At 63.2% G+C, this 21,981-nt stretch carries 24 protein-coding genes; 14 read left to right on the plus strand and 10 right to left on the minus strand.

The features are described 5' to 3' along the window. Positions 1-117 precede the first annotated feature (117 nt). From O7A61_RS13760 to O7A61_RS13770, 3 genes are all read left to right on the plus strand, one after another. Positions 118-783, plus strand: coding sequence for a class I SAM-dependent methyltransferase (locus O7A61_RS13760; RefSeq protein ID WP_337130266.1), 666 nt, complete (start codon positions 118-120; stop codon positions 781-783). A gap of 89 nt (positions 784-872) precedes the next feature. After that, on the plus strand, positions 873-1,169 hold the full coding sequence (locus O7A61_RS13765) for a type II toxin-antitoxin system RelE/ParE family toxin (RefSeq protein WP_337104985.1): 297 nt from the start codon (positions 873-875) through the stop codon (positions 1,167-1,169). 8 nt (positions 1,170-1,177) lie between these two features. Beyond that, on the plus strand, positions 1,178-1,486 hold the full coding sequence (locus O7A61_RS13770) for a HigA family addiction module antitoxin (protein ID WP_337130267.1): 309 nt from the start codon (positions 1,178-1,180) through the stop codon (positions 1,484-1,486). Between the two features lie 28 nt (positions 1,487-1,514). Here O7A61_RS13770 and O7A61_RS13775 read toward each other — a convergent pair whose 3' ends face one another. Next, on the minus strand, positions 1,515-2,894 hold the full coding sequence (locus O7A61_RS13775; RefSeq protein WP_337130268.1) for a serine hydrolase domain-containing protein: 1,380 nt from the start codon (positions 2,892-2,894) through the stop codon (positions 1,515-1,517). A 287-nt stretch (positions 2,895-3,181) separates the two neighbouring features. Between O7A61_RS13775 and O7A61_RS13780 the strand changes: the two genes are divergently transcribed. Further along, complete coding sequence (locus O7A61_RS13780) at positions 3,182-3,982, plus strand: glycoside hydrolase family 25 protein (RefSeq protein ID WP_337130269.1); 801 nt, start codon at positions 3,182-3,184, stop codon at positions 3,980-3,982. Between the two features lie 341 nt (positions 3,983-4,323). Beyond that, on the plus strand, positions 4,324-5,502 hold the full coding sequence (locus O7A61_RS13785) for a lytic murein transglycosylase (protein ID WP_337130270.1): 1,179 nt from the start codon (positions 4,324-4,326) through the stop codon (positions 5,500-5,502). A 51-nt stretch (positions 5,503-5,553) separates the two neighbouring features. Here the strand turns inward: O7A61_RS13785 and O7A61_RS13790 are convergent, their stop codons facing one another. Further along, a complete protein-coding gene (locus tag O7A61_RS13790) occupies positions 5,554-6,468 on the minus strand; it encodes a LysR family transcriptional regulator (protein WP_337130271.1) in 915 nt (304 codons plus the stop codon). A 121-nt stretch (positions 6,469-6,589) separates the two neighbouring features. Between O7A61_RS13790 and O7A61_RS13795 the strand changes: the two genes are divergently transcribed. Further along, positions 6,590-7,321: an SDR family oxidoreductase gene (locus O7A61_RS13795; protein ID WP_337130272.1), complete on the plus strand. Its 732-nt coding sequence runs from the start codon at positions 6,590-6,592 to the stop codon at positions 7,319-7,321. Here O7A61_RS13795 and O7A61_RS13800 read toward each other — a convergent pair. Further along, positions 7,318-8,538: an alanine racemase gene (locus O7A61_RS13800; RefSeq protein ID WP_337130273.1), complete on the minus strand. Its 1,221-nt coding sequence runs from the start codon at positions 8,536-8,538 to the stop codon at positions 7,318-7,320. The two genes, O7A61_RS13795 and O7A61_RS13800, sit on opposite strands and share 4 nt — an antisense overlap. Before the next feature lie 312 nt (positions 8,539-8,850). Here O7A61_RS13800 and O7A61_RS13805 point away from each other — a divergent pair, with 312 nt between their 5' ends. Next, positions 8,851-9,768: a DMT family transporter gene (locus tag O7A61_RS13805; RefSeq protein ID WP_337130274.1), complete on the plus strand. Its 918-nt coding sequence runs from the start codon at positions 8,851-8,853 to the stop codon at positions 9,766-9,768. A 440-nt stretch (positions 9,769-10,208) separates the two neighbouring features. Here the strand turns inward: O7A61_RS13805 and metF are convergent, their stop codons facing one another. After that, entirely contained in the window at positions 10,209-11,126 is a 918-nt protein-coding gene (gene metF, locus O7A61_RS13810) for a methylenetetrahydrofolate reductase [NAD(P)H] (RefSeq protein WP_337130275.1), read from the minus strand. Further along, positions 11,126-12,148, minus strand: a complete 1,023-nt coding sequence (locus tag O7A61_RS13815; RefSeq protein WP_337130276.1) for an ArsR/SmtB family transcription factor — start codon at positions 12,146-12,148, stop codon at positions 11,126-11,128. Before O7A61_RS13815 ends, metF begins: the two co-directional genes overlap by 1 nt. 188 nt (positions 12,149-12,336) lie before the next feature. Here O7A61_RS13815 and tsaA point away from each other — a divergent pair, with 188 nt between their 5' ends. The 4 genes from tsaA to O7A61_RS13835 all read left to right on the plus strand — a co-directional run bounded on the left by tsaA (position 12,337) and on the right by O7A61_RS13835 (position 15,260). Next, positions 12,337-12,861, plus strand: a complete 525-nt coding sequence (gene tsaA, locus O7A61_RS13820; protein ID WP_337130277.1) for a tRNA (N6-threonylcarbamoyladenosine(37)-N6)-methyltransferase TrmO — start codon at positions 12,337-12,339, stop codon at positions 12,859-12,861. After that, the gene (locus O7A61_RS13825) at positions 12,858-13,172 is read left to right on the plus strand and encodes a DUF2293 domain-containing protein (RefSeq protein ID WP_337130278.1); all 315 of its coding nucleotides are present in this window, start codon (positions 12,858-12,860) and stop codon (positions 13,170-13,172) included. Before tsaA ends, O7A61_RS13825 begins: the two co-directional genes overlap by 4 nt. A 137-nt stretch (positions 13,173-13,309) precedes the next feature. After that, positions 13,310-14,266 carry a D-amino acid aminotransferase gene (locus O7A61_RS13830; protein ID WP_337130279.1) on the plus strand — a complete coding sequence of 319 codons (957 nt, stop codon included), beginning with the start codon at positions 13,310-13,312 and terminating at the stop codon, positions 14,264-14,266. A 154-nt stretch (positions 14,267-14,420) separates the two neighbouring features. Further along, entirely contained in the window at positions 14,421-15,260 is an 840-nt protein-coding gene (locus O7A61_RS13835; RefSeq protein ID WP_337130280.1) for an SDR family oxidoreductase, read from the plus strand. A 73-nt stretch (positions 15,261-15,333) separates the two neighbouring features. On the opposite strand, the gene O7A61_RS13840 is transcribed toward O7A61_RS13835, so the two are convergent. Further along, positions 15,334-15,951 carry an MOSC domain-containing protein gene (locus tag O7A61_RS13840; protein ID WP_337130281.1) on the minus strand — a complete coding sequence of 206 codons (618 nt, stop codon included), beginning with the start codon at positions 15,949-15,951 and terminating at the stop codon, positions 15,334-15,336. Between the two features lie 4 nt (positions 15,952-15,955). Next, positions 15,956-16,618: a TetR/AcrR family transcriptional regulator gene (locus O7A61_RS13845; RefSeq protein ID WP_337130282.1), complete on the minus strand. Its 663-nt coding sequence runs from the start codon at positions 16,616-16,618 to the stop codon at positions 15,956-15,958. 97 nt (positions 16,619-16,715) lie between these two features. Between O7A61_RS13845 and O7A61_RS13850 the strand changes: the two genes are divergently transcribed. The 3 genes from O7A61_RS13850 to O7A61_RS13860 all read left to right on the plus strand — a co-directional run bounded on the left by O7A61_RS13850 (position 16,716) and on the right by O7A61_RS13860 (position 18,249). Next, positions 16,716-17,138: a hypothetical protein gene (locus O7A61_RS13850; protein ID WP_337130283.1), complete on the plus strand. Its 423-nt coding sequence runs from the start codon at positions 16,716-16,718 to the stop codon at positions 17,136-17,138. 11 nt (positions 17,139-17,149) lie between these two features. Then, on the plus strand, positions 17,150-17,566 hold the full coding sequence (locus O7A61_RS13855; protein ID WP_337130299.1) for a glyoxalase/bleomycin resistance/extradiol dioxygenase family protein: 417 nt from the start codon (positions 17,150-17,152) through the stop codon (positions 17,564-17,566). A gap of 116 nt (positions 17,567-17,682) precedes the next feature. After that, entirely contained in the window at positions 17,683-18,249 is a 567-nt protein-coding gene (locus O7A61_RS13860; protein WP_337130284.1) for a methyltransferase family protein, read from the plus strand. Positions 18,250-18,260: 11 nt separating this feature from the next. Here O7A61_RS13860 and O7A61_RS13865 read toward each other — a convergent pair whose 3' ends face one another. The 3 genes from O7A61_RS13865 to ettA form a co-directional block, all read right to left on the minus strand. Beyond that, positions 18,261-19,382, minus strand: coding sequence for a beta-ketoacyl-ACP synthase III (locus O7A61_RS13865; RefSeq protein WP_337130285.1), 1,122 nt, complete (start codon positions 19,380-19,382; stop codon positions 18,261-18,263). A 118-nt stretch (positions 19,383-19,500) separates the two neighbouring features. Beyond that, entirely contained in the window at positions 19,501-20,271 is a 771-nt protein-coding gene (tam, locus tag O7A61_RS13870) for a trans-aconitate 2-methyltransferase (protein ID WP_337130286.1), read from the minus strand. 45 nt (positions 20,272-20,316) lie between these two features. Beyond that, the gene (gene ettA, locus O7A61_RS13875; RefSeq protein ID WP_027141609.1) at positions 20,317-21,966 is read right to left on the minus strand and encodes an energy-dependent translational throttle protein EttA; all 1,650 of its coding nucleotides are present in this window, start codon (positions 21,964-21,966) and stop codon (positions 20,317-20,319) included. Between the last annotated feature and the right edge of the window lie 15 nt (positions 21,967-21,981).

Below are 21,981 nucleotides of genomic sequence, written 5' to 3' on the forward strand. Positions count from 1 at the left end.
GCCGCAGGTCTCATGCGGGCCCTCGAAGGGCGAGCACCACAGGCGGTCGTTACGGTGGCGCGGGACCAACGCCCAATCAGCTCTTAAACTGATTCAACGCAATCGTGAGGTTGCCTGATGAGCACGACGGAGCTGCCGGCCAGCCACGCCGAGCTGATGGACGGCGTCTACCGCTGGCAGCGCCATATCTACGACCTGACCCGCAAATACTACCTGCTCGGCCGCGACCGGATGATCGCGGGGCTGGACGTGCCGCAAGGCGGCACCGTTCTGGAGCTCGGCTGCGGCACCGGCCGCAACATCATCCTCGCCGCCCGCGCCTATCCCGATGCCCGTTTCTTCGGCCTCGATATTTCGGCCGAAATGCTGGAAACGGCCGGCACGGCAATCGACCGCGAAGGCCTCTCGGATCGCGTCACGCTGGCGAGGGGCGACGCCACCGATTTCGATGCAGAGGCCCTTTACGGCATCGAACGGTTCGACCGCATCTTCGTCTCCTATTCGCTGTCGATGATCCCGGGCTGGGAGAAGACGGTCTCGGCAGCACTTGCCACGCTGGCCCCGACGGGCTCGCTGCACATAGTCGATTTCGGCCAGCAGGAAGGTTTGCCGGGCTGGTTCCGCACCTTGCTGCGCGGCTGGCTGAAAAAATTCCACGTCACCCCGCGCGAATCCCTGCGCGACGTTCTGGAATCGGAAGCCGAGCGAACCGGCGTAACCTTCCGTTTTCGCACGCTTTATCGTGGCTATGCCTGGCTGGCGGTCATCGGGCTCGGCATGTGACATCGCAGACATTGCGGCCGTAAAACCATCCATGGCAGTTGCAGAATGACCCAAGGGGCGGTACACTATCTCCATGCTGGAGATAGAAAGTGATCGTCGGGTTTCGGGACGGATGGCTACGGGCCTTCTTCGTGGAAGACATTCACTCCCGCAACATTCCGTCCGATCTTGAAAGCCGGTTGTTCCGCAAACTCCAGATGATCGATGACGCGATGACCGATCGGGATTTGCGTGTGCCGCCGAGCAATCATTTCGAAAAGTTGCGTGGCAATCTCGATGGCTTCCATTCGATCCGCGTCAATGGCCAATGGCGGCTGATCTTCCGGTGGGACGGCGGACGTGGTGAAGCGTCGGATACTTATCTCGACGACCACAGTTACAGATGAGGTGACACATGTTGATGACGACACGCAAGCCCGCAACGGTGGGCGAAATCCTCACGGAAGAATTCATGCAGCCGCTAGGCCTGACACAGGCTGCTTTGGCCGAAGCGATGGGGGTCCAGCGCAAGCATGTGAACGAATTGTGCAACGACCGCCGCAACGTGACGGCTGCCACTGCGCTCATTCTGGCGCGGGTCTTTGGCAACAGCCCGGATTTCTGGCTGAACGTGCAGCGCCGTGCCGATCTTTGGGCGGTCATGAATTCGCCCGACGAGCGCGCGCGTATCGATCGCGCCAAGCCTTTGGCGACTGCGGCATAGAAGAAAACTTGCAGCACTCGACTGCCGCTCAATGCAGCGCCTTCACCAGCGCCCCCACCAACGCCTGCGGCCGATAGTTGAGCTTGGCCGGCGTTAGCCCGAGCCGCACCACCACCAATTGCTCGGATGGAATGATGGCGACGGTCTGCCCATCATGGCCTTCCATCCAGTAAGTGTCCTTCGGCAGGCCGGCGGCGACGCCGGCACCGGGATTTTCCTCGTCGCCCGGCGCTTCGATCCACAACTGGCCCTTGCCGTAGATTTTCGAGGCGGATGCCGGCTCACGCATCCAATCGACGAAGCCGGCCGGCAGGACCTGGTTGCCGTTCCATACCCCGCCCTGCAGCAGGAACTGGCCGAACCGGGCCCAGTCATGCGCCGTGGCGTAGAGATAGGACGAGCCGACGAAAGTGCCCTGCTCGTCGGTTTCGAGCACCGCGCTGTGCATGCCGAGCGGCTCGAACAGCGCCATGCGCGGCCACGTCAATGCCTTCGCCTTGTCGCCGATCGCGTCCTGCCAGAGGCGCGACAGCATCACCGCCGTGCCGCTGGAATAGGAAAACACCTTGCCGACCTCGCCGGTGAGGGGTTTGGAGCCGGCAAAACCCGCCATGTCGGGTTCGAGGTAGAGCATGCGCGTCACATCGGCGACGTCGCCATAGTCTTCGTTGAACTCCAGACCGCTCGACATCGCCATCATGTCGGCAAGGCTGATCGCGGCGCGGCCATCCACCTTCCAGGGCGTGAACAGGCCCTTGTTGTCGACCGCCAGCTTGCCGTCCCTGATCAGTGTGCCGACGATGGCGGCGTTCACCGTCTTGGTCATCGACCAGCCGAGCAATGGCGTCTTGACCGAAAAGCCGTCGCCATAGCGTTCCGCGACGATCCGCCCGTTCTTTACCACGACGATCGCGCGCATGCCGGTGCCGGCCATCGCGTCGTCCGCGACGATCTTCAAGACGTCGGGATTCTGCGAGGCACTGACCCGTTCGCCCTCGGGCCATAGCGCATCCTGGCTTGTCGCCGCCGGTTCGGCATGGACCGTCGTGCGCCGCGCCTTGCCGACATCGCCGTCGGGAACCGAGGCGCAGCCCAGCCCGTCGCGCGCAACCGCCTCGCTCTTGCCGAGGAAACCGAGCAGGCCGGCCGACACCGTCCCCCGGTTCTTGTCGACGGAAACCCGCATCAAGCGCAGCAGCGGATGGCCGGGCGCCTGCACATCGACGGCCAGCACCTCGTTGGGGTCGCGCCCGGCGATGAAGACGTTGGAGCAGACGATCTTGGCCGAATAGCCCGAGCCGACGCGGATGAGTTCCGGCGGCGCGAAATAGAGCCAGGCAACCAGCGCGGCGATAGCCAGCACGATCAGGCCAAGCAGCCATTTGACGATCTTGACGATGATCCGCATCCTTTGCCTCCCAGGCACTCGCCTGACGTTTATGTCATCGAATTGCCGCCATTGCTTCCGCAAAATCGGGCTTCTTGTCGAGCGCCATAAACCAGATATCAACCATGATCGGCGATCACAGGGATGCATGTCGCCCAAAGTGCGCAGCGGTTTTGCGACAACGACATGCACGAAAAACGAATAGGCTGGGCGATGCGTGGGGCGATCGCCTGGAGGGGCCAGACCAACTTCGGCCATCAAGTGCACAGACCCATCAGCGACCGGCTGATTCCGGCTTGGAAGTTGCGATGCGCCGTCTTGCGGTCTTTTTCATGCTGACGCTGCTCGGCGCCTGCTCGACCGTGGACGATCTCTCGCCGCTGTCGCCGTCCGCGTCGAGCAGTCCGACGGTGGCCGTGCGCGCGCCGCGCTTTGCCGATTCCAAGCCGCATGAGTGGGACAGCGGCGCGCCGTGGAACTATGCCGTCCACGGCACCGACGTCTCCAAATACCAGACATCGATCGACTGGCCGACCGCCAAGGCCAGCGGTATCTCCTTCGCCTTCATCAAGGCGACCGAAGGCGGCGACCGATTCGATGAATATTTCAGCGAGCACTGGGCGCGCACGAAAGCCAACGGAATTCCACGCGCGGCCTATCATTTCTTCTATTTCTGCACGCCCGCCGCCGTGCAGGCGCGCTGGTTCATCCAGAATGTCCCCGTCGACCGCTCCGCATTGCCTCCGGTTCTCGACATGGAATGGAACCCGAACTCGCCGACCTGCCACCTGCGCCCCGACGCGGCCACGGTGCGCGCTGAGATGACCACCTTCCTTGATATCGTCGAGCGGCGTTACGGTAAGAAGCCGATCATCTACACCTCGGTCGATTTCTTCGAGGACAACGAACTGTCGAGCTTCCGCGGCTATCCCTACTGGCTGCGCTCCGTCGCCGGGCACCCGCGCGAGAAATATGGCAGCCACCCCTTCACCTTCTGGCAGTACACCGGAACCGGCATCGTCCCCGGCATGACCGGCAAGTCCGACATCAACGTCTTCAACGGCTCGGAAGCCGCCTGGAATAAATGGTTGCGGCAGAACACCCGCTGACCCCGTGGCAACGGCAGCGAAGGCGCTTGGAAGAAGGGCCGCGGCAGAAGACCCGTTGACCTCGTGGCAACGGCAGCGAAGCCCTCTGGAATAGCGGCTGCGGCAGAAGACCCGTTGACACCGTGGCAACGGCAGCAAGGGCGCCTCAAATAGGGCTGAAGCAGAACACCCGCTGACCCCGTGGCAACGGCAGCAAGGGCGCCTCAAATAGGGCTGAAGCAGAAGACCCGTTGACACCGGGCTTGCCGCCTGCTTTTCGACACTGCCAGCGGTAAAGAGTGCAACCGCAGGGCGTTGGGCTCTAGGCACGACAACGCCCTCTTCGTTTCGAAAGGAAGCTAATGCGACTGCGTTCCCAAGCCCTCGCGGCGCTATTCTTGTGCGCCACGGCCTTGCCGGCGATGGCGCAGGAATGCGGCGGCGATTTCGAAACCTGGAAACAGGGCGTGGCGGCGGAAGCCAAGGCTGCCGGTGTCGGCGCCGTCGGTCTCGATGCGCTGGAGGACGCCAGGATCGACGAGAAGGCTCTGGCGCGCGACCGCGCGCAGGGCGTCTTCACGCAAACCTTCGTCCAATTCTCCAACCGCATGATCTCTGCCTACCGGCTGAAGCAAGGTGCGGCGAACATGAAGAAATACGCCGATGTCTTCGCCCGCGCCGACCAGCAGTTCGGTGTCCAGGCGCCTGTCATCACCGCCTTCTGGGCGCTTGAAACGGATTTCGGCGCCGTGCAGGGCGATTTCCATACGCTGAGCGCACTGGTGACGCTGTCGCATGACTGCCGCCGCCCGCAGCTTTTCCGCCAGCAACTGGTGCCGCTGCTGGAACTGATCGATCGCGGCGTGCTGCCGGCCGATGTCACCGGCGCCTGGGCCGGCGAGATCGGCCAGACGCAGATCCTGCCGTCCGACTATCTTGCGCGCGGCGTCGATGGCGACGGCGACGGCGAGATCGACCTTAGAAACAGCGTGCCGGACGTGATCATGACCACGGGCAACAAGGTGCTGTCGCGCGGCTGGAAGCGCGACGAGCCCTGGATCCAGGAAGTGCGCGTGCCCGACGAGATGCCGTGGGACCAGACCGGCCGCACCAACAAATTGCCGCTGACACAGTGGGCGCAGTGGGGCGTCACCAACCCCGACGGTTCGCCGCTGATCGACAAGGGCCTGAAGGCCGGCCTGGCGCTGCCCATGGGCCGCAAGGGTCCGGCCTTCCTCACCTACGACAATTTCGACGTCTATCTCGAATGGAACCAGTCCTTCACCTACGCGCTGACCGCGGCAAACCTTGCCGCGCAGCTCGCCGGCACGCCGCCGCTCGATCCGCGCAATCCCGAGCCGGGTCTCGACAACGAGCAGATGAAGGCGTTGCAGACGAAGCTCGAGGCCAGGGGTTACGACGTCGGCACGGTCGACGGAATCCTGGGCACCAACACCCGCGAAGCCATCCGCAAGGAGCAGATGCGGCTAGGCCTGCCGGTGGATGGCTGGCCGACGCCGGTGCTGCTGGGAAAACTGTAAAAAAAAAAGTGAGTAGTGAGTAGTGAGGGTCTCAGGCGCCGCACGTCACTACTAACTACTAACTACTAACTGCCCACTACTCCCCCGCACAAAATCGATGAACGCCCGCAAGGCTGGCGGCACATGCCGCACGCTCGGATGGTACAGGTAGAAACCGGGGAAGCTGGGCGACCAGGCCTCCAGAAACCGGACCAGCTGACCGTTCTCGATCCAGGGACGGACCTGATAATCAATCATGTATGCAATACCGGCACCGCTCAGCACCGCGTTGAGCAGCAAGTCGGTGTCGTTGACAGTCAGCCTGCCTTCGACCGCGATTTCCAACGCCCTTTTGCCACGCGCGAACTCCCATCGGTAGATGTTGCCGCCGCCTGGCCATTGGAAGTTGATGCAGCGATGCTGGTGCAGATCGCCGGGATGACGAGGCGTGCTGCGTCCCGCGAGATAGGCGGGAGCGGCCACCGCGGCCATTTGCAGGTCCCCGCTCAGCTTCACCGCCACCATGTCTTTTTCCAGCCGCTCGCCGAGCCGAATGCCGGCATCGAAGCGTCCTTCGACAATGTCTGTCAGCATGTCGTCGACGATGACCGTCAGGCTGATATCGGGATAGACGCGCTGGAAATCGCCCAGGATCGGCGCGATGAACCGCATCGCGGCCACGCGCGGCACGTTGATGCGCAGCGAACCCGCCGGCTGATCGCGTGAGGCATGAATATCCGCGACCGCGCCTTCCAGTTCCCTGAAAACAGGGCCAAGCCGCGTGAACAGCGTGTCGCCGGCCGCCGTCGGCGATACGCTGCGTGTCGTGCGATTGAGCAGACGGACACCGAGACGTGCCTCCAACTGCCGGATTGTCTGGCTGAGGGCCGGCGGCGAAATCCTGAGCCTGGCGGAAGCGCGGATGAAACTGCCCTCCTCCACGATCGTCGCGAATGCCTTGAGTTCGGAAAATTCAGACCCGCGCATTGTGTATCCCAGGATTAACAGGCAAGTCATATAATAGCCCATTATATGATCAATAGCTTCGGCCTATTTTCGACCGTGGAAGCCGCATCGCGCGGTCACGAACGGTCGAAAGGAATTGATCATGTCTCATTCGCTTCAGGGCAAAACCGCGATCGTCACCGGCAGTTCGCGCGGCATCGGCCGCGCCATTGCCGAAGGGCTCGCCGCCAACGGCGCCACCGTCGCCGTCAACTATGTCGGCAATGCCAAGGCCGCTGACGATGTTGTGGCGGCCATCACGAGCAAGGGTGGCAAGGCGATCGCCATCCAGGCCGACATTTCAAATGTCTCCGACGTCCGCCGGTTGTTCGACGAAGCAGAAAGCCAATTGGGCGGTCTCGACATCGTCGTCGCCAATGTCGGCGTCGCCGTGATCAAACCGCTGGTCGAGGCCAGTGAAGCGGATTTCGACCTTGTTTTCGATACCAACGCCAAAGGCACGTTCTTCACGCTTCAGGAGGCCGCTCGCCGTGTGCGGGACGGCGGTCGCATCATCGCGGTCTCCACGGGCGGGACAAAAATGTTCTTCACCCACACTGCGCTCTATCTCGGCAGCAAGGGCGCGGTGGAACAATTTGTGCGCGTGCTGTCGCGCGAGGTTGGTCCACGCGGCGTCACCGTCAATAGTTTATCGCCAGGCTTCACCGACACGGACCTTCTGCCGGAGCGCGATCGCGCCGTGGCGGCCGGCATGTCGCCCTTCGGTAGGATTGGTGCGCCGCGCGATGTCGCCGACGTTGCCGTTTTCCTGGCCAGCGACGAGGCCCGCTGGTTGACTGGCGAGAACATCCAGGCCGGCGGTGGCGTGGCTTAATCCGCCATCGTCTCCAAGCTCGCAAACCCTTGCGGCGCGTCGCCCTCGTCGAAAGGCGTCGTCACCTCGACGAACGTGTCGGGATAAAAGCCGTTGAAGCGGGTCCTGAGCGACAGCGAGTAGGCGCCGATATGGCCGATCTCGATCCAGTCGCCGGTGTCGACGGTCTCCGGCAGCCAGAACGGCCGCGACAGGATGTCGACGGAATCGCAGGTCGCGCCGCACACCTTGAACGGCACGATTTTGTTCTCGTCGCCATTGCGCGCGCGGATCGCCGGATCGGGGATGAAGCGTGCCGGCAGCGTGATCTTGCCGGTCCATGAATCCGACAGCGACGCCCAGATGCCGTCATTGATGTAGAGCCGCTTACCCTTGCGCAGGAGCACGCGCACGATCAGCGACAGGCAGCGCGCCACGATGACCCTGCCCGGCTCCGCCACCAGCGGAATCTGGTCGAACTGATATTCCTTCAGGTCGCCGGAGAGCCGCGACATGATCTGGCCGAGCGACGGCATCTCGATCTGCTTGCGGTTGGGATCATGTCCGTATTCGGCCGGAAAGCCGCCGCCGACATCGAGCCCGGCGATGTCGAAGGTCAGCCGGTTACGCACCCAGTCGGCCGAGGCCAGTGCCCGCTCATAGGTGTCGGGATCCTCGATCTGGCTGCCGACATGGAAACAGAGGCCGACCCTATAGCCGGTGCGGTTCAGCCGCTCGGCGAGTTCGACCGCATAGGCCGGCCCGGCGCCGAATTTCTTCGACAGTTCGTAGGCGGCATGCCCCTTGGTCTGCACACGCACGAAGACGCTGACCGCGCCCGGGTCGATATCGAGCGCCCGCACCACCCGGGTCAGCTTGGTGATCTCGTCCTCATGGTCGAGCGAAATGACGCGGATGCCGTATTTTTCCAGCGCCAGCTTGATGTCCGACTGCGCCTTGACCGGGTGCATGTAGAGCATCTCGGCATCGGGCGAGACGGCGCGCACGGCGGCGAACTCGCCTGGTGAAGCGACGTCGAAGGCGGTGACGCCGGCCTCGACCAGCGTCTTCAGCACGATCTGCTCGCCATTGGTCTTCACCGCATAGGCGGTCTTGCCGGGGAACATGCCCATGAACTGCAAGGCGTCGGCCTTGAGCACCTGCGGGCGGAAGCAGTAGACCGGGTCGTCCGGGCGAAGCGCCAGTGCCGCCTCGCTTGCATTCTCGAATCGCTGCATGGACGAATCCCCGACTTCAGCTCGCACAATCAATCCAAGCTAGCGGCTAGCGCATGACCCCGAAAGTCAATTTCGACTTTCGGAAAGGATCATGCGCCAGGAATGAATCTCGCAGCGTCCTTTGCGCGTCTCTGGAGACGTGCGGCGCTGCAATGAAAACAATTCTGTGTCTCGCGCTGCTGACGGTGCGGCACTAGCCTTTTGCCGAGAAGCTTGGCTGTCGGTCAAGTTTCGGGTGGCCCTTGCCGCCGGACCCGATATGGCTTCTGCCTGGTTGGCCGGCATTCGAGCCGTCCGGGGAGGATAAATCACATGGCTATGGCAGCGGCATCTGCAGCACGCGGACCGATGACGCTCAGGGACTGGGGGCAGTTGCTGTTGCTCGGCGCGATCTGGGGCGGCTCGTTCTTCTTCGCCCGCATCGCGGTGGCGGAGCTTCACCCATTGGTGCTGGTTCTGTTTCGCGTCGCCATCGCCGCATTGGCGCTGCATCTCTATCTCGGCTTGCGCGGCCCCTCCTTCCGTCTCGCCCTGCCGCATGCCGGCCTGTTCTTCCTGCTGGCCTTCACCAACAATGTCGTCCCCTTCTCGCTGATCTTCGCCGGCCAGACCCAATTGGGTGCCGGCGTCGCCTCCGTGCTCAATGCCACGACGCCGTTCTGGACGCTGATCCTCGCCAATGCTCTGACATCAGATGAAAAGCTGTCCTGGAACAAGCTCGCCGGCATCGCCCTCGGTGTCGCCGGCACGGCTGTGATGATCGGTCCCGGCCTGCTCGCGGGGCTGGGCGGCCCGGTCTGGGCCAAATTCGCGCTGATCGGCGCCTCGCTCTCCTATGGCGTTGCGCTGATGGTCGCCCGCCGCTTCAAGGGCGTGCCCTCGCCGGTCGTCGCCACCGGACAATTGACGGCTTCGACCATCATCATGATCCCGATCGTGCTCTTCGCCCACGGCCCGGCCGGCTTGTTCTCGGCCTCGCCGCCGGTGTGGACGGCGGTGCTGGCGCTGGCGCTTCTGTCGACGGCCTTCGCCTACATCCTCTACTTCAATCTCGTCGCCTCGGCCGGGGCCACCAACGCCTCGCTGGTCACGCTGATCGTGCCGGCCAGCGCCATGCTGCTCGGTTTTCTGTTCCTTGGCGAACGGCTGGAAGCGTTCGAGATCGGCGGCGTGGTGCTGATCGGGCTCGGTCTTCTCGCAATCGACGGACGAGTGTTCGGTCGCCGTTAGGGCCGGGCAAGGGATGGTCGACGCGAAAGTCGAATGCGACTTTCGCGGCGGTAGCGCTGCCATGACACAGCGTCGACACGCCACCGCCATAATTTATTCACAGGCTTGAAGCGGGCTTTTGCCGAAGAGTTTCAACGGCTAACGGCAAAACCGAGGTCGCGAATCTCACAATCACGTCGCAATGCAGCACATTTTCCGCTTGCCTGTGGCACAAATGAACCTAGACTCCAGGGCATAGCTCTTTAAGAGGAGGCTATGTCATGGGACTTACGAGGCCAATCAACGCATTGATGATTTGTGCTGCGTTTGCCTTCATCGGCGCCCTCATTATGGGCGTCCTTCCCTGAACCCGCCAAGACAGGGAAGACCAGCACCAGATAGTCTAACCAATTCGAAAGGCCGGGGTTTTTTACCCGGCCTTTTGCTTTTCCAGCCGAGCCTTACGCAGCAGCGGAACCCGCCACCTCCGCCTCATGCGAGCGGATGCCGATCATGTGGCAGACGGCGAACACCAGATCGGCCCGGTTCATCGTATAGAAGTGAAAATCGCCAACGCCGCGCTCGACGAGGTCCAGCACCTGTTCGGCCGCCACGGCGGAAGCCACCAGAGCATGCGTCTGCGGATCGTTCTGCAGACCGTCGAAGCGCTCGGCCAGCCATGCCGGCACCAGTGCACCGCAGCGCGCCGAGAAATTGGCGACCTGGGTAAAATTGTGCACTGGCAGGATGCCGGGAACGATCGGGATGTAGATGCCGGCGCGGCGCGCGCGCTCGACGTAACGCTCGTAGAGATCGTTGTCGAAAAAGAACTGGGTGATCGCCCGTGTCGCGCCATTGTCGACCTTGCGCTTCAGCATGTCGATGTCGGTGGCGAAGTCAGGGCTTTCCGGATGCTTTTCCGGATAGGCCGAAACCGAGATGTCGAAATCGCCGGCGTCCTTCAGCGCCCCGACCAGCTCGGCACCATTGGCGTAGCCGTCCGGATGCGGCCGGTAGGCGGTTCCGACGCCCGCGGCCGGATCGCCGCGCAAGGCGACGAAGCGTTTGACGCCCATGTCGGTGAATTCCTGGATCACCGCATCGACCTGATGGCGGGCAGCATCGACGCAGGTCATGTGCGCGGCCGGCGTCAGGCTGGTCTCCTTCAGGATGCGGCCGATGGTGCGCGCCGTGCGCTCGCGTGTCGAGCCGCCGGCGCCATAGGTGACCGAGACGAATTTCGGCTTCAGCGGCTCCAGCCTTGTGACCGTGTCCCATAGCCTCGCTTCGATCTCGTCGTTCTTCGGCGGGAAGAACTCGAACGAAACCCTGACCTTGTCGCCGATATCGGGACGGCGGGAAAAACGAAACTGGTTCATCAGGCGATTTCCCCTATCGAGCTCACTCTGGTCTGCTGGCTGGCGTTGGCGGGATCGGCGATCAGCAGGCGCCGGTCGCGGCCAAGCCAAAGCTTGACGGTGAGCCTGGCCTCGTTACCGCCGCGCGGTTCGAATTCCTGGGCATCCTCGAGATCGAGGCCGGCTTCGGAGAACCAGTCCCCGATCTGCCGGTCGGAAAAGCCGAGACGCATATGCGCGTGCTCGTCACGCAGGAACTCCAGCGCGTGCGGCGCGAAATCGACGATGACCAGACGGCCTGCCGGGCGCAAAAGCCGCGCCGCCTCATGGATGGCGCGAGCCGGATCGTCGAGATAGTGCAGCACCTGATGGATGGTGACGAGATCGAAGGCATCGCGCTCGACAGGCGGCGAAAAAATATCGCCCTGCCGCACCTGCGCATTCGAAACGCCGGCCTTGTCGAGATTGGCGCGCGCCACCGTCAGCATCTCGCGCGACATGTCGATGCCGATGCCGCGCCGGTAGAGCGGCGAGAAGATTTCGAGCAGCCGCCCGGTGCCGGTGCCAAGGTCGAGCATGGACTGGAACGGCCGCTTGCCGACCAGCTTCAGCATCGCGGCCTCGACGGCGCGGTCGGGCACATGCAGCGAGCGGATATGATCCCAGCTTGCGGCGTTCTGCGAAAAATACGCGGTGGCGCGGTCCTGGCGCTTGCGCTTGACCGAGGTCAGCCGCTCCAGATCGCGCTCGACCTGCGGGTCGGCTCCGCGAATGCTGGAAACCAGCCCCATCACGAAGTCTCGTGCCGAATCTGCGTCCGACAGGCGGAAGAATGCCCACGACCCTTCCTGGTAGCGGCCGATCAGCCCCGCCTCGAGCAGCAGTTTCAGATGTCGCGAGACACGCGGCTGCGACTGGCCGAGAATTTCGGTAAGGTCGGAAACGGTGAGGTCGCCGCGCGACAACAATGCCAATATGCGCAGGCGGCTGGATTCGGCCGCCGCCTTCAGCGTATCCACCATGGTGTCGAGCGAGACATGCATCAGCGTATTCTCTTTGAAAAAGATATAAACATATGTTTATGTCGATTTTGGCGACCTTGCAAGCGCTATGTCGCTTCCGGACCAGAAAATGCCGCATGCGTGATTTCCCGGTCCAGGTCACCCGAAACGTCAATCGGTTTGAGATGGCATGCACCAGCACAGAGTCAGGCCCGGCACAGAGACAGGCAATGACCGGGCAGCGTGACATGTTCGAGGCACGTGAAGGCGAGCAGAGGCTGGACCAGGATCCGGCAACGATGCCACCCGATAGCGGCATCGTCTTCATCGGCCGTATCGCCTCGCCATGGACTACCCGGGAAAGCTGCCCGAAAAACATGCGCGCCGCGCGCGAAACGGGACAGCCGGCGGCGCTCACCATCGAAGCGCCCTATCGCGAAGGGCTGCGTGGGCTGGACCGCGCCAGCCACGTCGTCATCCTGTCCTGGCTGCATCATGCGCCGAGGAATCTGATCGTTCAAAAACCCCGCCATGCGGCTGAAGCAAAAGGCGTATTCGGGTTGCGCTCCCCGGCCCGGCCAAATCCGATCGGCCTGCATGTAGCCAAGCTCGTCGGTTTGGACATTGCCACCGGGCGCATCGATCTGGACGCCATCGACGTGCTCGACGGCACGCCGGTCGTCGACATCAAGCCCTATTTCGCCTCGACCGATGCCATTGCCGAGGCGACCGTTGAGGGGCGCGAGGAGCGATGAGCGCGCCGACCGGCCGCCGCCGCGCCATCGCCAAGGCGCTGACGGCACTTTTGCCGCTGGCGCCTTATGCCGACATGGAGAAGATCCGCATCGACGCCGGCTCCATGCATATGAAGACCTTGCCGCCGACGATCGCGGTCTGGCTGGCGACGATTGCCCATATCCGTCACATGCACACCGACTACGAAAAGCTGCTGGCCGAGGGCTATGATCGCGACTCGGCGCGTTTCTTCGTCATCGAGCAAACCAACATCGTGCTCACGCGCTGGCGCGCCACCCGCCTGCTCGACGCCGATGACGAGGAGGAATGACGCTATTGCCGGGCGGAATGGTGCTCACTCGCAAATGCTGGCCCGATCGTCATCTCGAGGATGACTGAAGTCCGACTACTGGCTCTATGCGCTCGGCCTGCCGCGATAGCTTGTGACGTAATGGCAAGGAGCTGCCGATGAGCCAAATCGCACAGGATACACCGCCGCTGCCTGTTGTGAGCGATCGCCATGTCGACCCGCACGCCTATCCCGAAGGCATTGCCTTCCTCGACGGCCAGTACTTGCCAATGTCGCAAGCCAAGGTCTCGGTGCTGGATTGGGGTTTTCTGCACTCTGACGCCACCTACGATACAGTGCATGTCTGGAACGGCCGCTTCTTCCGCCTCGATCTGCATCTCGACCGTTTCTTCGGCGGCTTGCAAAAGCTGCGCATGACGATCCCGTTCGATCACGATGGCGTGGCCGAGATCCTGCACAATTGCGTTGCGCTGTCAGGCCATCGCGCCGCCTATGTCGAGATGCTGTGCACGCGCGGCGCCTCGCCGACCTTCAGCCGCGACCCGCGCCAGGCGATCAACCGCTTCATGGCGTTCGCCGTGCCGTTCGGCTCGGTCGCCAATGCCGAGCAGTTGCAGCGCGGGCTGCGTGTCGCCGTCAGTGACAAGGTGCGCATTCAGCCGGCCTCGATCGATCCGACGATCAAGAACTATCACTGGCTCGACCTCGTGCGCGGCCTCTACGATGCCTATGATCGCGGCGCCGAGACGGCCCTCATTCTCGACTTCAACGGCAATGTCGCCGAGGGTCCTGGCTTCAACGTCTTCTGCGTCAAGGACGGCAGACTGTCGACACCGGCCATCGGCGTGCTGCCGGGCATCACCCGCCGCACCGTCTTCGATCTTTGCGCAGAGATCGGACTCTCGGCGACGGCCATGGATGTCAGCGTGGCCATGCTGCGCGGCGCCGACGAGGTCTTCATCACCTCGACCGCCGGCGGCATCATGCCGGTGACGGAGATTGACGGTGCCGACATCGCCGACGGCAAGGTCGGGCCGATCACCAGCCGACTGATGGCGCTCTATTGGCAAAAGCACGACGACCCAGCCTGGTCGAGTTTGGTGAACTACCCCTGATTCACACGATTTCTTGTTCCACTTGAAAGCCCCAAGTTCAAAAAGATTTCCGCCCGCCTCTGGAAAATCACGGGACAGCCCGTATATGCCCGGAAGCGGAGAAGCCTCCGCTTCCATCCAGAAATTGCGCCCGCAGGGGCAAGGATTCCACATCATGACATCAAAGGTTTGGTTCATCACCGGATCGTCGAAAGGCTTTGGCCGCGTCTGGGCGGAGGCCGCGTTGGCGCGCGGCGACCGCGTCGCCGCGACCGTCCGTGACGTCGGCACGCTCGCCGATCTGGTCGAGAAATACGGCGACAACATCGCCGCGCTAAAGCTCGACGTCACCGACAAGAAAGCCGTCGATGCCGCTGTCGCCGAGGCGCACAAGCGCTTTGGCCGGATCGACGTCGTCATCAACAATGCCGGCTACGGCCATTTCGGCGCAATCGAGGAAGTCAGCGAGCAGGAAGCCCGCGACCAGATCGAGACCAACGTGTTCGGCGCGCTGTGGGTCACCCAGGCCGCCCTGCCGATCATGCGAGCGCAGCGGTCCGGCCACATCATCCAGATATCGTCGATCGGCGGCGTCAACGCCTTTGCCTCGCTCGGCCTCTATCATGCCTCGAAATGGGCGCTGGAAGCCTTCAGCCAGTCGCTCAGCATCGAGGTCGCGGAATTCGGCATTCATGTCACGCTGGTCGAGCCGGGCGGCTTCGCCACCGACTGGTCGGGAGCATCGGCCAAGGTTTCCAAGCCGATCGAGGCCTATGCGCCTGCCCGTGCCAGGATGGCCGAGCGCCGCGCCAACTCGGTCGCCGGCGATCCCGAGGCGACCGGTCCGGCCATGCTGGCCATCGTCGATGCCGACGAGCCGCCGCTTCGGGTATTCTTCGGCGATGGCGGCCTGCCGATGATACGCCAGGAATACGCCAACCGCCTCGCCACCTGGGACAAGTGGGACCACGTCTCCGTCATGGCGCAAGGCGCCAACAAGAACCGCAAGGGCTGACATCAGGTGTTTTGCTGCGCCGCCGCCTCACAGGCGGCGTAGCTCTCACCTCAGCCACGATGCGAGCGTGCGGCTATGCCTGATAAATCCATTGTTCCGGCACCCGCACCGAAATCTCTTCGCCGGCCCTGACGACGCCGGGCCTTTCAACCCAGGCGACCACGCCGCGCAACCGCTTCGCTGCCTTCGGAAACAACAGCGCGCCGGCTTCGAGGTCCGTCATTCCAGCGTTTTCAGCGATCGATCGCCCGGCGATGCGGCATGGCCCGTTCTGGGCGTCGACCTTGAGGGTCACGCCGCCCTTGAAGAACAGTAGCGTGCCGGCCGGCAGCATCGACAGATGCGGCACGCCTTCGATCACCAGATTGGCGCCGATCCACTCGGGCTTGATTTCGGCGAGTTCCATCCGTTCGGCGACGATGCCCAATTCGTCCGCCGCCACGATCGATATCTGCCGCTCGTTGCGCATCTCGGTGCCGCGCGGATACCAGGGCTCGCGCCCGCCGGAGCGGCGCGTCGGTCCTGCATGGAAGTCGCCTGAAATGCCGTCGAAACCGAGCCGCAATTCGTCCACCGGACGCGTCTGGAAATCGTCCGCTGGCGCGACATACAGCGCCGCCGCACGGGCGGCAAGCTTCTTCGACGGAATGATTTCGACCGGCTTTTCAGCCTCGGGAAAGAGATCCAGCATGACTTCATTCCTTGGATGACGTGCCCTGGTTTTGCCCTTCACCCGGCAAGGCCGCAAGAGCGGTTCGGGCCATAATGCGCAATTCTTCCACCGATGCGCCGTCCCGTGCCTGGATCGACATGCCGTTCATGACGCCTGCAATATATTTGGCGAAGCCTTCGACGGAGAGGTTTTCCGGCACATCGCCTTCTGCCTTGCCTTTGGCCAGCCGCGCCGCGATCGCCGCCTCGCTCGCCTTGCGATAGGCCTTGAGTTCATCCGCAATGGCTTGCGCCTGCGGCGAGGCCGCCAGCGCGCCGCTGACGAAAAGGCATCCGCCCGGCTTGCCGGGCCTCGAATAGGCCTCCGCGGCCCCCAGCAGCAAGCGCCGCATCGCCTCCCCCGTCGACACCAACGCGCTCAGCGCTTCCAGCGCGAAACCTATCTCGGTCTCGTGGTAGCGCGTCAATGCCCTGCGAAACAAAGTCTCCTTGTCGGTGAAGGCGTTGTAGATCTGTGGCGGCGTTAGCCCCATCGCTTCGCGCAGCATGGCCAGCGACGTCGCTTCATAGCCGTGCTCCCAGAAAAGATGCATCGCGGCATCGAGCGCCCGGTCGGGGTCGAATGCGCGCGGCCGGCCGCCGCGTGGTTTGTCCGAGTTTTCCATAGCGATCGATACGAAACCCATTGACTCACCTTTCCCTCATACCATATCAATCGATACGCAACCAGGCAAACCGGAAGATGACCTCCCGGCGAGAACCGTGCAACCCAAGGAGAAAACAATGCCGATCACCGTGACCGCGCCGGAAGGCGTACTGATCCCCGCCGGAGAGCGCGAAATCCTGCCACGCCTGAGCGCCGCACTCATCGAAGCCTCCGGCGCCACCGGCAATTCATTCTTCACCGCGATCGTCGGCGGCACCGTCCATATCCTGCCGCCGCGCCACATTTATGCAGGTGGCGCCAACCGGCCGGTCGTCATGGTCGAGTTGAAGCTACCCAATATCGCCCTTGGCTCAATCGAAGCCCGCAAGATCTTCATTGCCGCCGCCGCCCGGATTGTCGGCGAACTCTGCGTACCCGGCCACAAGCCGGAAAATACCTGGATCAACATCGTCAACGCGCCCGACGGCGGCTGGGGCATCGGTGACAGGCAATATACCGGCGACGCGCTTATCGCCGCCGCCACCGCCGCCGCGCAGTGATGAACAGGATGATGCGGCTCTCCCCTTCGCTGTTCTTCACCACCAACTGCGAGCCCGCGCTGGCCTTTTACGAACAATGCGGTCTTGGCCGGGCAACGGTCCTGCTGCGCTGGGGCGACAACGACATGCCGGTGCGCACCGAGGCCATGCGCGGAAAAATCCTGCATGCCCGTTTCGAAGGTCCGGGTGTGCTGTTCCACGCCTCGGACAATGACGACGCGGAGCCGATGAAGGGCTCCGCCATGATGCTGGAATTCGATGGACCGACCGCGGCGCCAGCGGTTTTCGCCCGCGAGGAGCTTTTCGCACGCATGGGCGAGGGCGGCCGGATCACAGTGCCGTTTGCCCGGCAATATTGGGGGACCAGCTTCGGCATGCTGGTCGACGCCTTCGGCGTGCAGTGGATGTTCAGTTGCTCCAAAGAATAGACGCCGGTCGCAGACCGCTCGATCACAACCTTCTTACCGAAAAACGCCGCCGCGCCCAATTGTCGCCGCGCTGCGTCGGCTTCATGGTGAAGTCCGGACCGTCGACGGAGGTTCTCATGCGTCCCGGAGCGGCGATCGCAGCGCTTTGGTTGATCTGGGTGGTCACATGGATTGCGGCTGCCTTATGGGCCGATCCGGCGCAAAAGCGCGCCGCCTTAGAGGCGGAGGCTCGCTATCGCGTCTTCTGGCTGGCCGGCACCGTCCTGCTGTTCGTTCCAGCGCATGGCTATGAAGGCAGGCTGAGATTGTGGACGCCGACCCTTGCCGAAGCCTGGGCCTGCGTTGCCCTGATCGCGGTCGGCATCGGCTTCGCCTGGTGGGCGCGGATCCATCTCGGGCGGTTGTGGTCCGCCACGGTTACCGCCAAGGCGGATCATCGCGTGGTCGACACCGGCCCCTATCGCCTGGTCCGGCATCCGATCTACACCGGGCTGCTGCTGGCAGTGCTTGCCACCATGGTGGAGAAGGGCACGCTCTGGGGCATCGCAGGTACGGCCCTGCTCATCATCGGCGTCGTCATTAAGGCGAGGCTGGAGGAGCATTTCCTGCGCGACGAACTCGGCCCCGCCTACGACGACTACGCCAGGCGGGTGCCGATGCTGGTTCCGTTCACGCCGGCCTGACGCGACATTACTCAAAGCATTCTGATAAGCGCGCCGCCTATCGAATACCCGGCGCCGAAGGCGCAGATCAGACCGAAATCGCCGGGCTTCATATCGGCATGGTTCTCCGACAGCGCGATGATGGCACCGGCGCCCGCCGTGTTGCCGAGCCGCTCCAGCACCATGGGCGCGCGGTCATGGCCGACATCATGGCCGAAGGCCAGTTTCAGGATCATCGCATTCATGCGCGCATTGGCCTGGTGCAGCCAGAAGCGTCGGACCGCCTGTGGCGTCAGCCCATGTTCGGCCAGGAATTCGACGATGAATTTGTGCCCGGCGACGGTGACTTCCTTGAACACCTTGTTGCCGACCTGCTTGATGAGATTGCCCTCCAGGTTGATCATGTAGGGATCGTCCTGGGCGGTACGCGTGTGGTAGCCGAGATTGGTGCGGATGTTGTTCGACATCTGCGTCCAGATGCGCGTGTCCAGCACCTCGAAGCGACCCGGCCGCTTCTCGCCCTGGGCGAGCCCTTCCACCACCATCGACACCGAAGCGTCCCCGAAGATGAAATGCGTCTGCCGGTCGCGGAAATTGAGATGGCCGGTGATGATCTCGGGCGTTGTCACCAGGATGCGCTTGTGTGCGCCCGAGCGCACCAGATTGACCGCCATGTGCAGCGCAGCCGCCGCGGACGAACAGCCAAGTCCCATATCGAAGCCGGCGCCCCTCGTGCCCAGCGCCTCCTGCATTTCGATGGCGATGGCCGGATACGGCCTCTGCTGATGCGAGGACGAGCAGATCACCAGATCGATGTCCGACGCCTCGATGCCGGCGTGCTCGATCGCCTTCCTGGCCGAAGCGACACCGAATTCCGCCTGCAGCGAGAGCGCGTCGTCCGGGCGCGCCGGAATGCGCGGCGCCATGCGGGTCGGGTCGAGAATGCCTTCCCGCTCGATCACATGGCGGGCGCGCACGCCCGAGGCATGGACGATGAAGTCGGCATCGGATTTCTGCAGCAGCGTCTCGCCGGCAGCCTGGCGCCGCGCGTTCTCGGTGTCGACCCAGACATTGAAGCTGGCGACCAGTTCCTCATTCGTGATGACAGGCTTGGGTATTTCAGCGCCGATGCCGCTGATGATGACGCGATGCATGTTTCCAGTCCGTCCCGTCCGCGGGCATTGCGGCTTCATGTGGGCGCCGAAACGCTTCGGCGCAACACTTTTCTCACTCGGCCGGTTTACGTCGGCTTAAACCAAGGTTTACGCCAGCCTATCCCGCCCGCTTGGCGACGATGAAAATGCGGGGGAAAGGCAGCAGCACCTTGCCATCGGCGGTCTTCGGATACGCCTTGGCGACCTTGGCCGTGTAGTTGTCGAGGAACAGCTTGCGCTCGTCCGTGTCGAGCGGATCGAGGAACGGCTTCAGCCCGGTCGACTTCACCCATTCGACGATCGCCTCGGCGTCGGCCAGCGGATGGTTGTAGATGGTGTGCCAGATATCGAGCCGAGCGGAGAGCGGCGACAGCAGGTCGTAGTAGAACGACACCGGCGGCAGCGGCGCACGGGCCGCATCCCTGATCTTTGCCGCGAAAGGCACCTGCGCCGCGGTTTCCCGCATCAGCCGATGCGAATCCTCGGCCATATTGTCAGGCATCTGGACGGCCAGCGCGCCACCGGGCGCCAGAAAACCCATCAGACGCTGGAACACCGCCGGATGCTCCGGCAGCCACTGGAAGACCGCGTTGGCGAAGATCACGTTGACCGGCTCGGCCGGCTGCCATGTCGACGCATCGGCGAGGTCGAAGCTGACATTGGGCAGGCGCGCCCTTGCCTTTTCGATCATGTCGGGAGACGTATCGAAGCCGCTCACCTGCGCATCCGGCCAGCGCTCGACCAGAAGTTCGGTCGAATTGCCCGGCCCGCAGCCGATGTCGACGACGCGGCGCGGAAAATCCACCGGCACTTGGGCTGCGAGATCACGCGCCGGCCGTGTGCGTTCGTCCTCGAATTTCAGATATTGGGCGGCGGACCAATCAGCCATTCGAGCTCCTCATGCCTGCTTGAGAATTCGCCGCCCCGGTGCCCCTTACCGCGTCAGCCTTTTGTAGGTCATGCGGTGCGGGTTGACGGCTTCGGGCCCGAGCCGGCGGATCTTGTCCTGCTCGTAGTCCTCGAAATTGCCTTCGAACCATTCGACATGGCTGTCGCCCTCGAAGGCGAGGATGTGCGTTGCCAGACGGTCGAGGAACATACGATCGTGCGAGATGATGACGGCGCAGCCGCCAAAATTTTCCAGCGCGTCTTCGAGTGCGGCCAGCGTTTCGGTATCGAGATCGTTGGTCGGTTCGTCGAGCAGCAGCACATTGCCGCCGGTCTTCAGCATCTTGGCCAGGTGGACGCGGTTGCGCTGACCACCGGACAGATTGCCGACCTTCTGCTGCTGGTCGCCGCCACGGAAGTTGAACGAAGCGCAGTACGCGCGGGTGTTGGCCTCGAACTTGCCGAGCTTGACCACTTCGGCGCCACCCGAGATCTCTTCCCAGACGGTCTTCGACGGATCGAGCGCATCGCGGCTTTGGTCTACATAACCAAGCTTCACCGTCTCGCCGACGCGCACTGAGCCCGCATCCGGCTTTTCCTGGCCGGTGATCATGCGGAACAGCGTCGTCTTGCCGGCGCCGTTCGGGCCGATGACGCCGACAATGCCGCCCGGAGGCAGCTTGAATTCGAGGCCTTCGATCAACAGCGTGTCGCCGAAGCCTTTCGACAGGCCCTCGACCTCGATGACCACGTTGCCGAGCCGCTCACCATGCGGAATGACGATCTGCGTATCCGTCGGCCGCCGCTTGTCGGCTGCATCCAGCAGGTCCTGGAACGCCTGGATACGCGCCTTGGACTTGGTCTGTCGGGCCTTCGGGCTCGACTGGATCCACTCGCGCTCGCGGCCGATGGCGCGCTGGCGGGCGTCGTCTTCGCGGCCCTCCTGCTTGAGGCGCTTGGCCTTGGCTTCGAGATATTTAGTGTAGTTGCCCTCATACGGAATGCCGCGGCCGCGATCGAGTTCCAGGATCCAGCCGGTGACATTGTCGAGGAAGTAACGATCGTGGGTGATGATCATCACGGCGCCGGGATAGGCGCGCAGATGTTTTTCCAGCCACGCCGTCGTCTCGGCGTCGAGGTGGTTGGTCGGTTCGTCGAGCAGCAGAAGATCAGGCTGGCGCAGCAGCAGCTGGCAGAGCGCGACGCGGCGGCGCTCGCCGCCCGACAGCTTGGTGACGTTGGCATCCTTGGGCGGACAGCCCAGCGCTTCCATCGCCATCTCGACCTGCTGTTCGAGATCCCAAAGGTTCAGCCGGTCCATCTCGTCCTGGAGCTTGGCCGACTCGTCGGCCGTCTCGTCGGAATAGTTCATCATCAATTCGTTGTAACGCTCGATGATGGCGGTCTTGGCCGCGACACCTTCCATGATGTTCTCGAACACGGTCTTGTCGGGATCGAGCGCCGGTTCCTGCGCCAGGTAGCCGACCGTGGCGCCTTCGGCGAGCCACGCCTCACCACTCCACTCCTTGTCGATGCCGGCCATGATCTTGAGGATCGTCGACTTGCCGGCGCCGTTCGGGCCGAGGATGCCGATCTTGGCGTCGGGGTAGAAGGACAGATGAACGTTCTCGAGCACCTTCTTGGTGCCATAGGCCTTGTTGAGGCCGGCCATGTGATAGATGAACTGGCGTGCCACGCGCGCTTTCCCTGA

Origin of the sequence: Mesorhizobium sp. Cs1321R2N1 (assembly GCF_037179725.1) — a bacterium.
In the GTDB taxonomy this organism is placed as follows: Bacteria; Pseudomonadota; Alphaproteobacteria; order Rhizobiales; family Rhizobiaceae; genus Mesorhizobium; species Mesorhizobium salmacidum.

What these genes read in the sequence shown, in the direction of transcription:
- O7A61_RS13760 (WP_337130266.1), top strand. Translation starts at nt 118, where the DNA reads ATGAGCACGACGGAGCTGCCGGCCAGCCACGCCGAGCTGATGGACGGC.
- O7A61_RS13770 (WP_337130267.1), top strand. Translation starts at nt 1,178, where the DNA reads ATGTTGATGACGACACGCAAGCCCGCAACGGTGGGCGAAATCCTCACG.
- O7A61_RS13775 (WP_337130268.1), bottom strand. Translation starts at nt 2,894, where the DNA reads ATGCGGATCATCGTCAAGATCGTCAAATGGCTGCTTGGCCTGATCGTG.
- O7A61_RS13780 (WP_337130269.1), top strand. Translation starts at nt 3,182, where the DNA reads ATGCGCCGTCTTGCGGTCTTTTTCATGCTGACGCTGCTCGGCGCCTGC.
- O7A61_RS13785 (WP_337130270.1), top strand. Translation starts at nt 4,324, where the DNA reads ATGCGACTGCGTTCCCAAGCCCTCGCGGCGCTATTCTTGTGCGCCACG.
- O7A61_RS13790 (WP_337130271.1), bottom strand. Translation starts at nt 6,468, where the DNA reads ATGCGCGGGTCTGAATTTTCCGAACTCAAGGCATTCGCGACGATCGTG.
- O7A61_RS13795 (WP_337130272.1), top strand. Translation starts at nt 6,590, where the DNA reads ATGTCTCATTCGCTTCAGGGCAAAACCGCGATCGTCACCGGCAGTTCG.
- O7A61_RS13800 (WP_337130273.1), bottom strand. Translation starts at nt 8,538, where the DNA reads ATGCAGCGATTCGAGAATGCAAGCGAGGCGGCACTGGCGCTTCGCCCG.
- O7A61_RS13805 (WP_337130274.1), top strand. Translation starts at nt 8,851, where the DNA reads ATGGCTATGGCAGCGGCATCTGCAGCACGCGGACCGATGACGCTCAGG.
- metF (WP_337130275.1), bottom strand. Translation starts at nt 11,126, where the DNA reads ATGAACCAGTTTCGTTTTTCCCGCCGTCCCGATATCGGCGACAAGGTC.
- O7A61_RS13815 (WP_337130276.1), bottom strand. Translation starts at nt 12,148, where the DNA reads ATGCATGTCTCGCTCGACACCATGGTGGATACGCTGAAGGCGGCGGCC.
- tsaA (WP_337130277.1), top strand. Translation starts at nt 12,337, where the DNA reads ATGACCGGGCAGCGTGACATGTTCGAGGCACGTGAAGGCGAGCAGAGG.
- O7A61_RS13825 (WP_337130278.1), top strand. Translation starts at nt 12,858, where the DNA reads ATGAGCGCGCCGACCGGCCGCCGCCGCGCCATCGCCAAGGCGCTGACG.
- O7A61_RS13830 (WP_337130279.1), top strand. Translation starts at nt 13,310, where the DNA reads ATGAGCCAAATCGCACAGGATACACCGCCGCTGCCTGTTGTGAGCGAT.
- O7A61_RS13835 (WP_337130280.1), top strand. Translation starts at nt 14,421, where the DNA reads ATGACATCAAAGGTTTGGTTCATCACCGGATCGTCGAAAGGCTTTGGC.
- O7A61_RS13840 (WP_337130281.1), bottom strand. Translation starts at nt 15,951, where the DNA reads ATGCTGGATCTCTTTCCCGAGGCTGAAAAGCCGGTCGAAATCATTCCG.
- O7A61_RS13845 (WP_337130282.1), bottom strand. Translation starts at nt 16,618, where the DNA reads ATGGGTTTCGTATCGATCGCTATGGAAAACTCGGACAAACCACGCGGC.
- O7A61_RS13850 (WP_337130283.1), top strand. Translation starts at nt 16,716, where the DNA reads ATGCCGATCACCGTGACCGCGCCGGAAGGCGTACTGATCCCCGCCGGA.
- O7A61_RS13855 (WP_337130299.1), top strand. Translation starts at nt 17,150, where the DNA reads ATGCGGCTCTCCCCTTCGCTGTTCTTCACCACCAACTGCGAGCCCGCG.
- O7A61_RS13860 (WP_337130284.1), top strand. Translation starts at nt 17,683, where the DNA reads ATGCGTCCCGGAGCGGCGATCGCAGCGCTTTGGTTGATCTGGGTGGTC.
- O7A61_RS13865 (WP_337130285.1), bottom strand. Translation starts at nt 19,382, where the DNA reads ATGCATCGCGTCATCATCAGCGGCATCGGCGCTGAAATACCCAAGCCT.
- tam (WP_337130286.1), bottom strand. Translation starts at nt 20,271, where the DNA reads ATGGCTGATTGGTCCGCCGCCCAATATCTGAAATTCGAGGACGAACGC.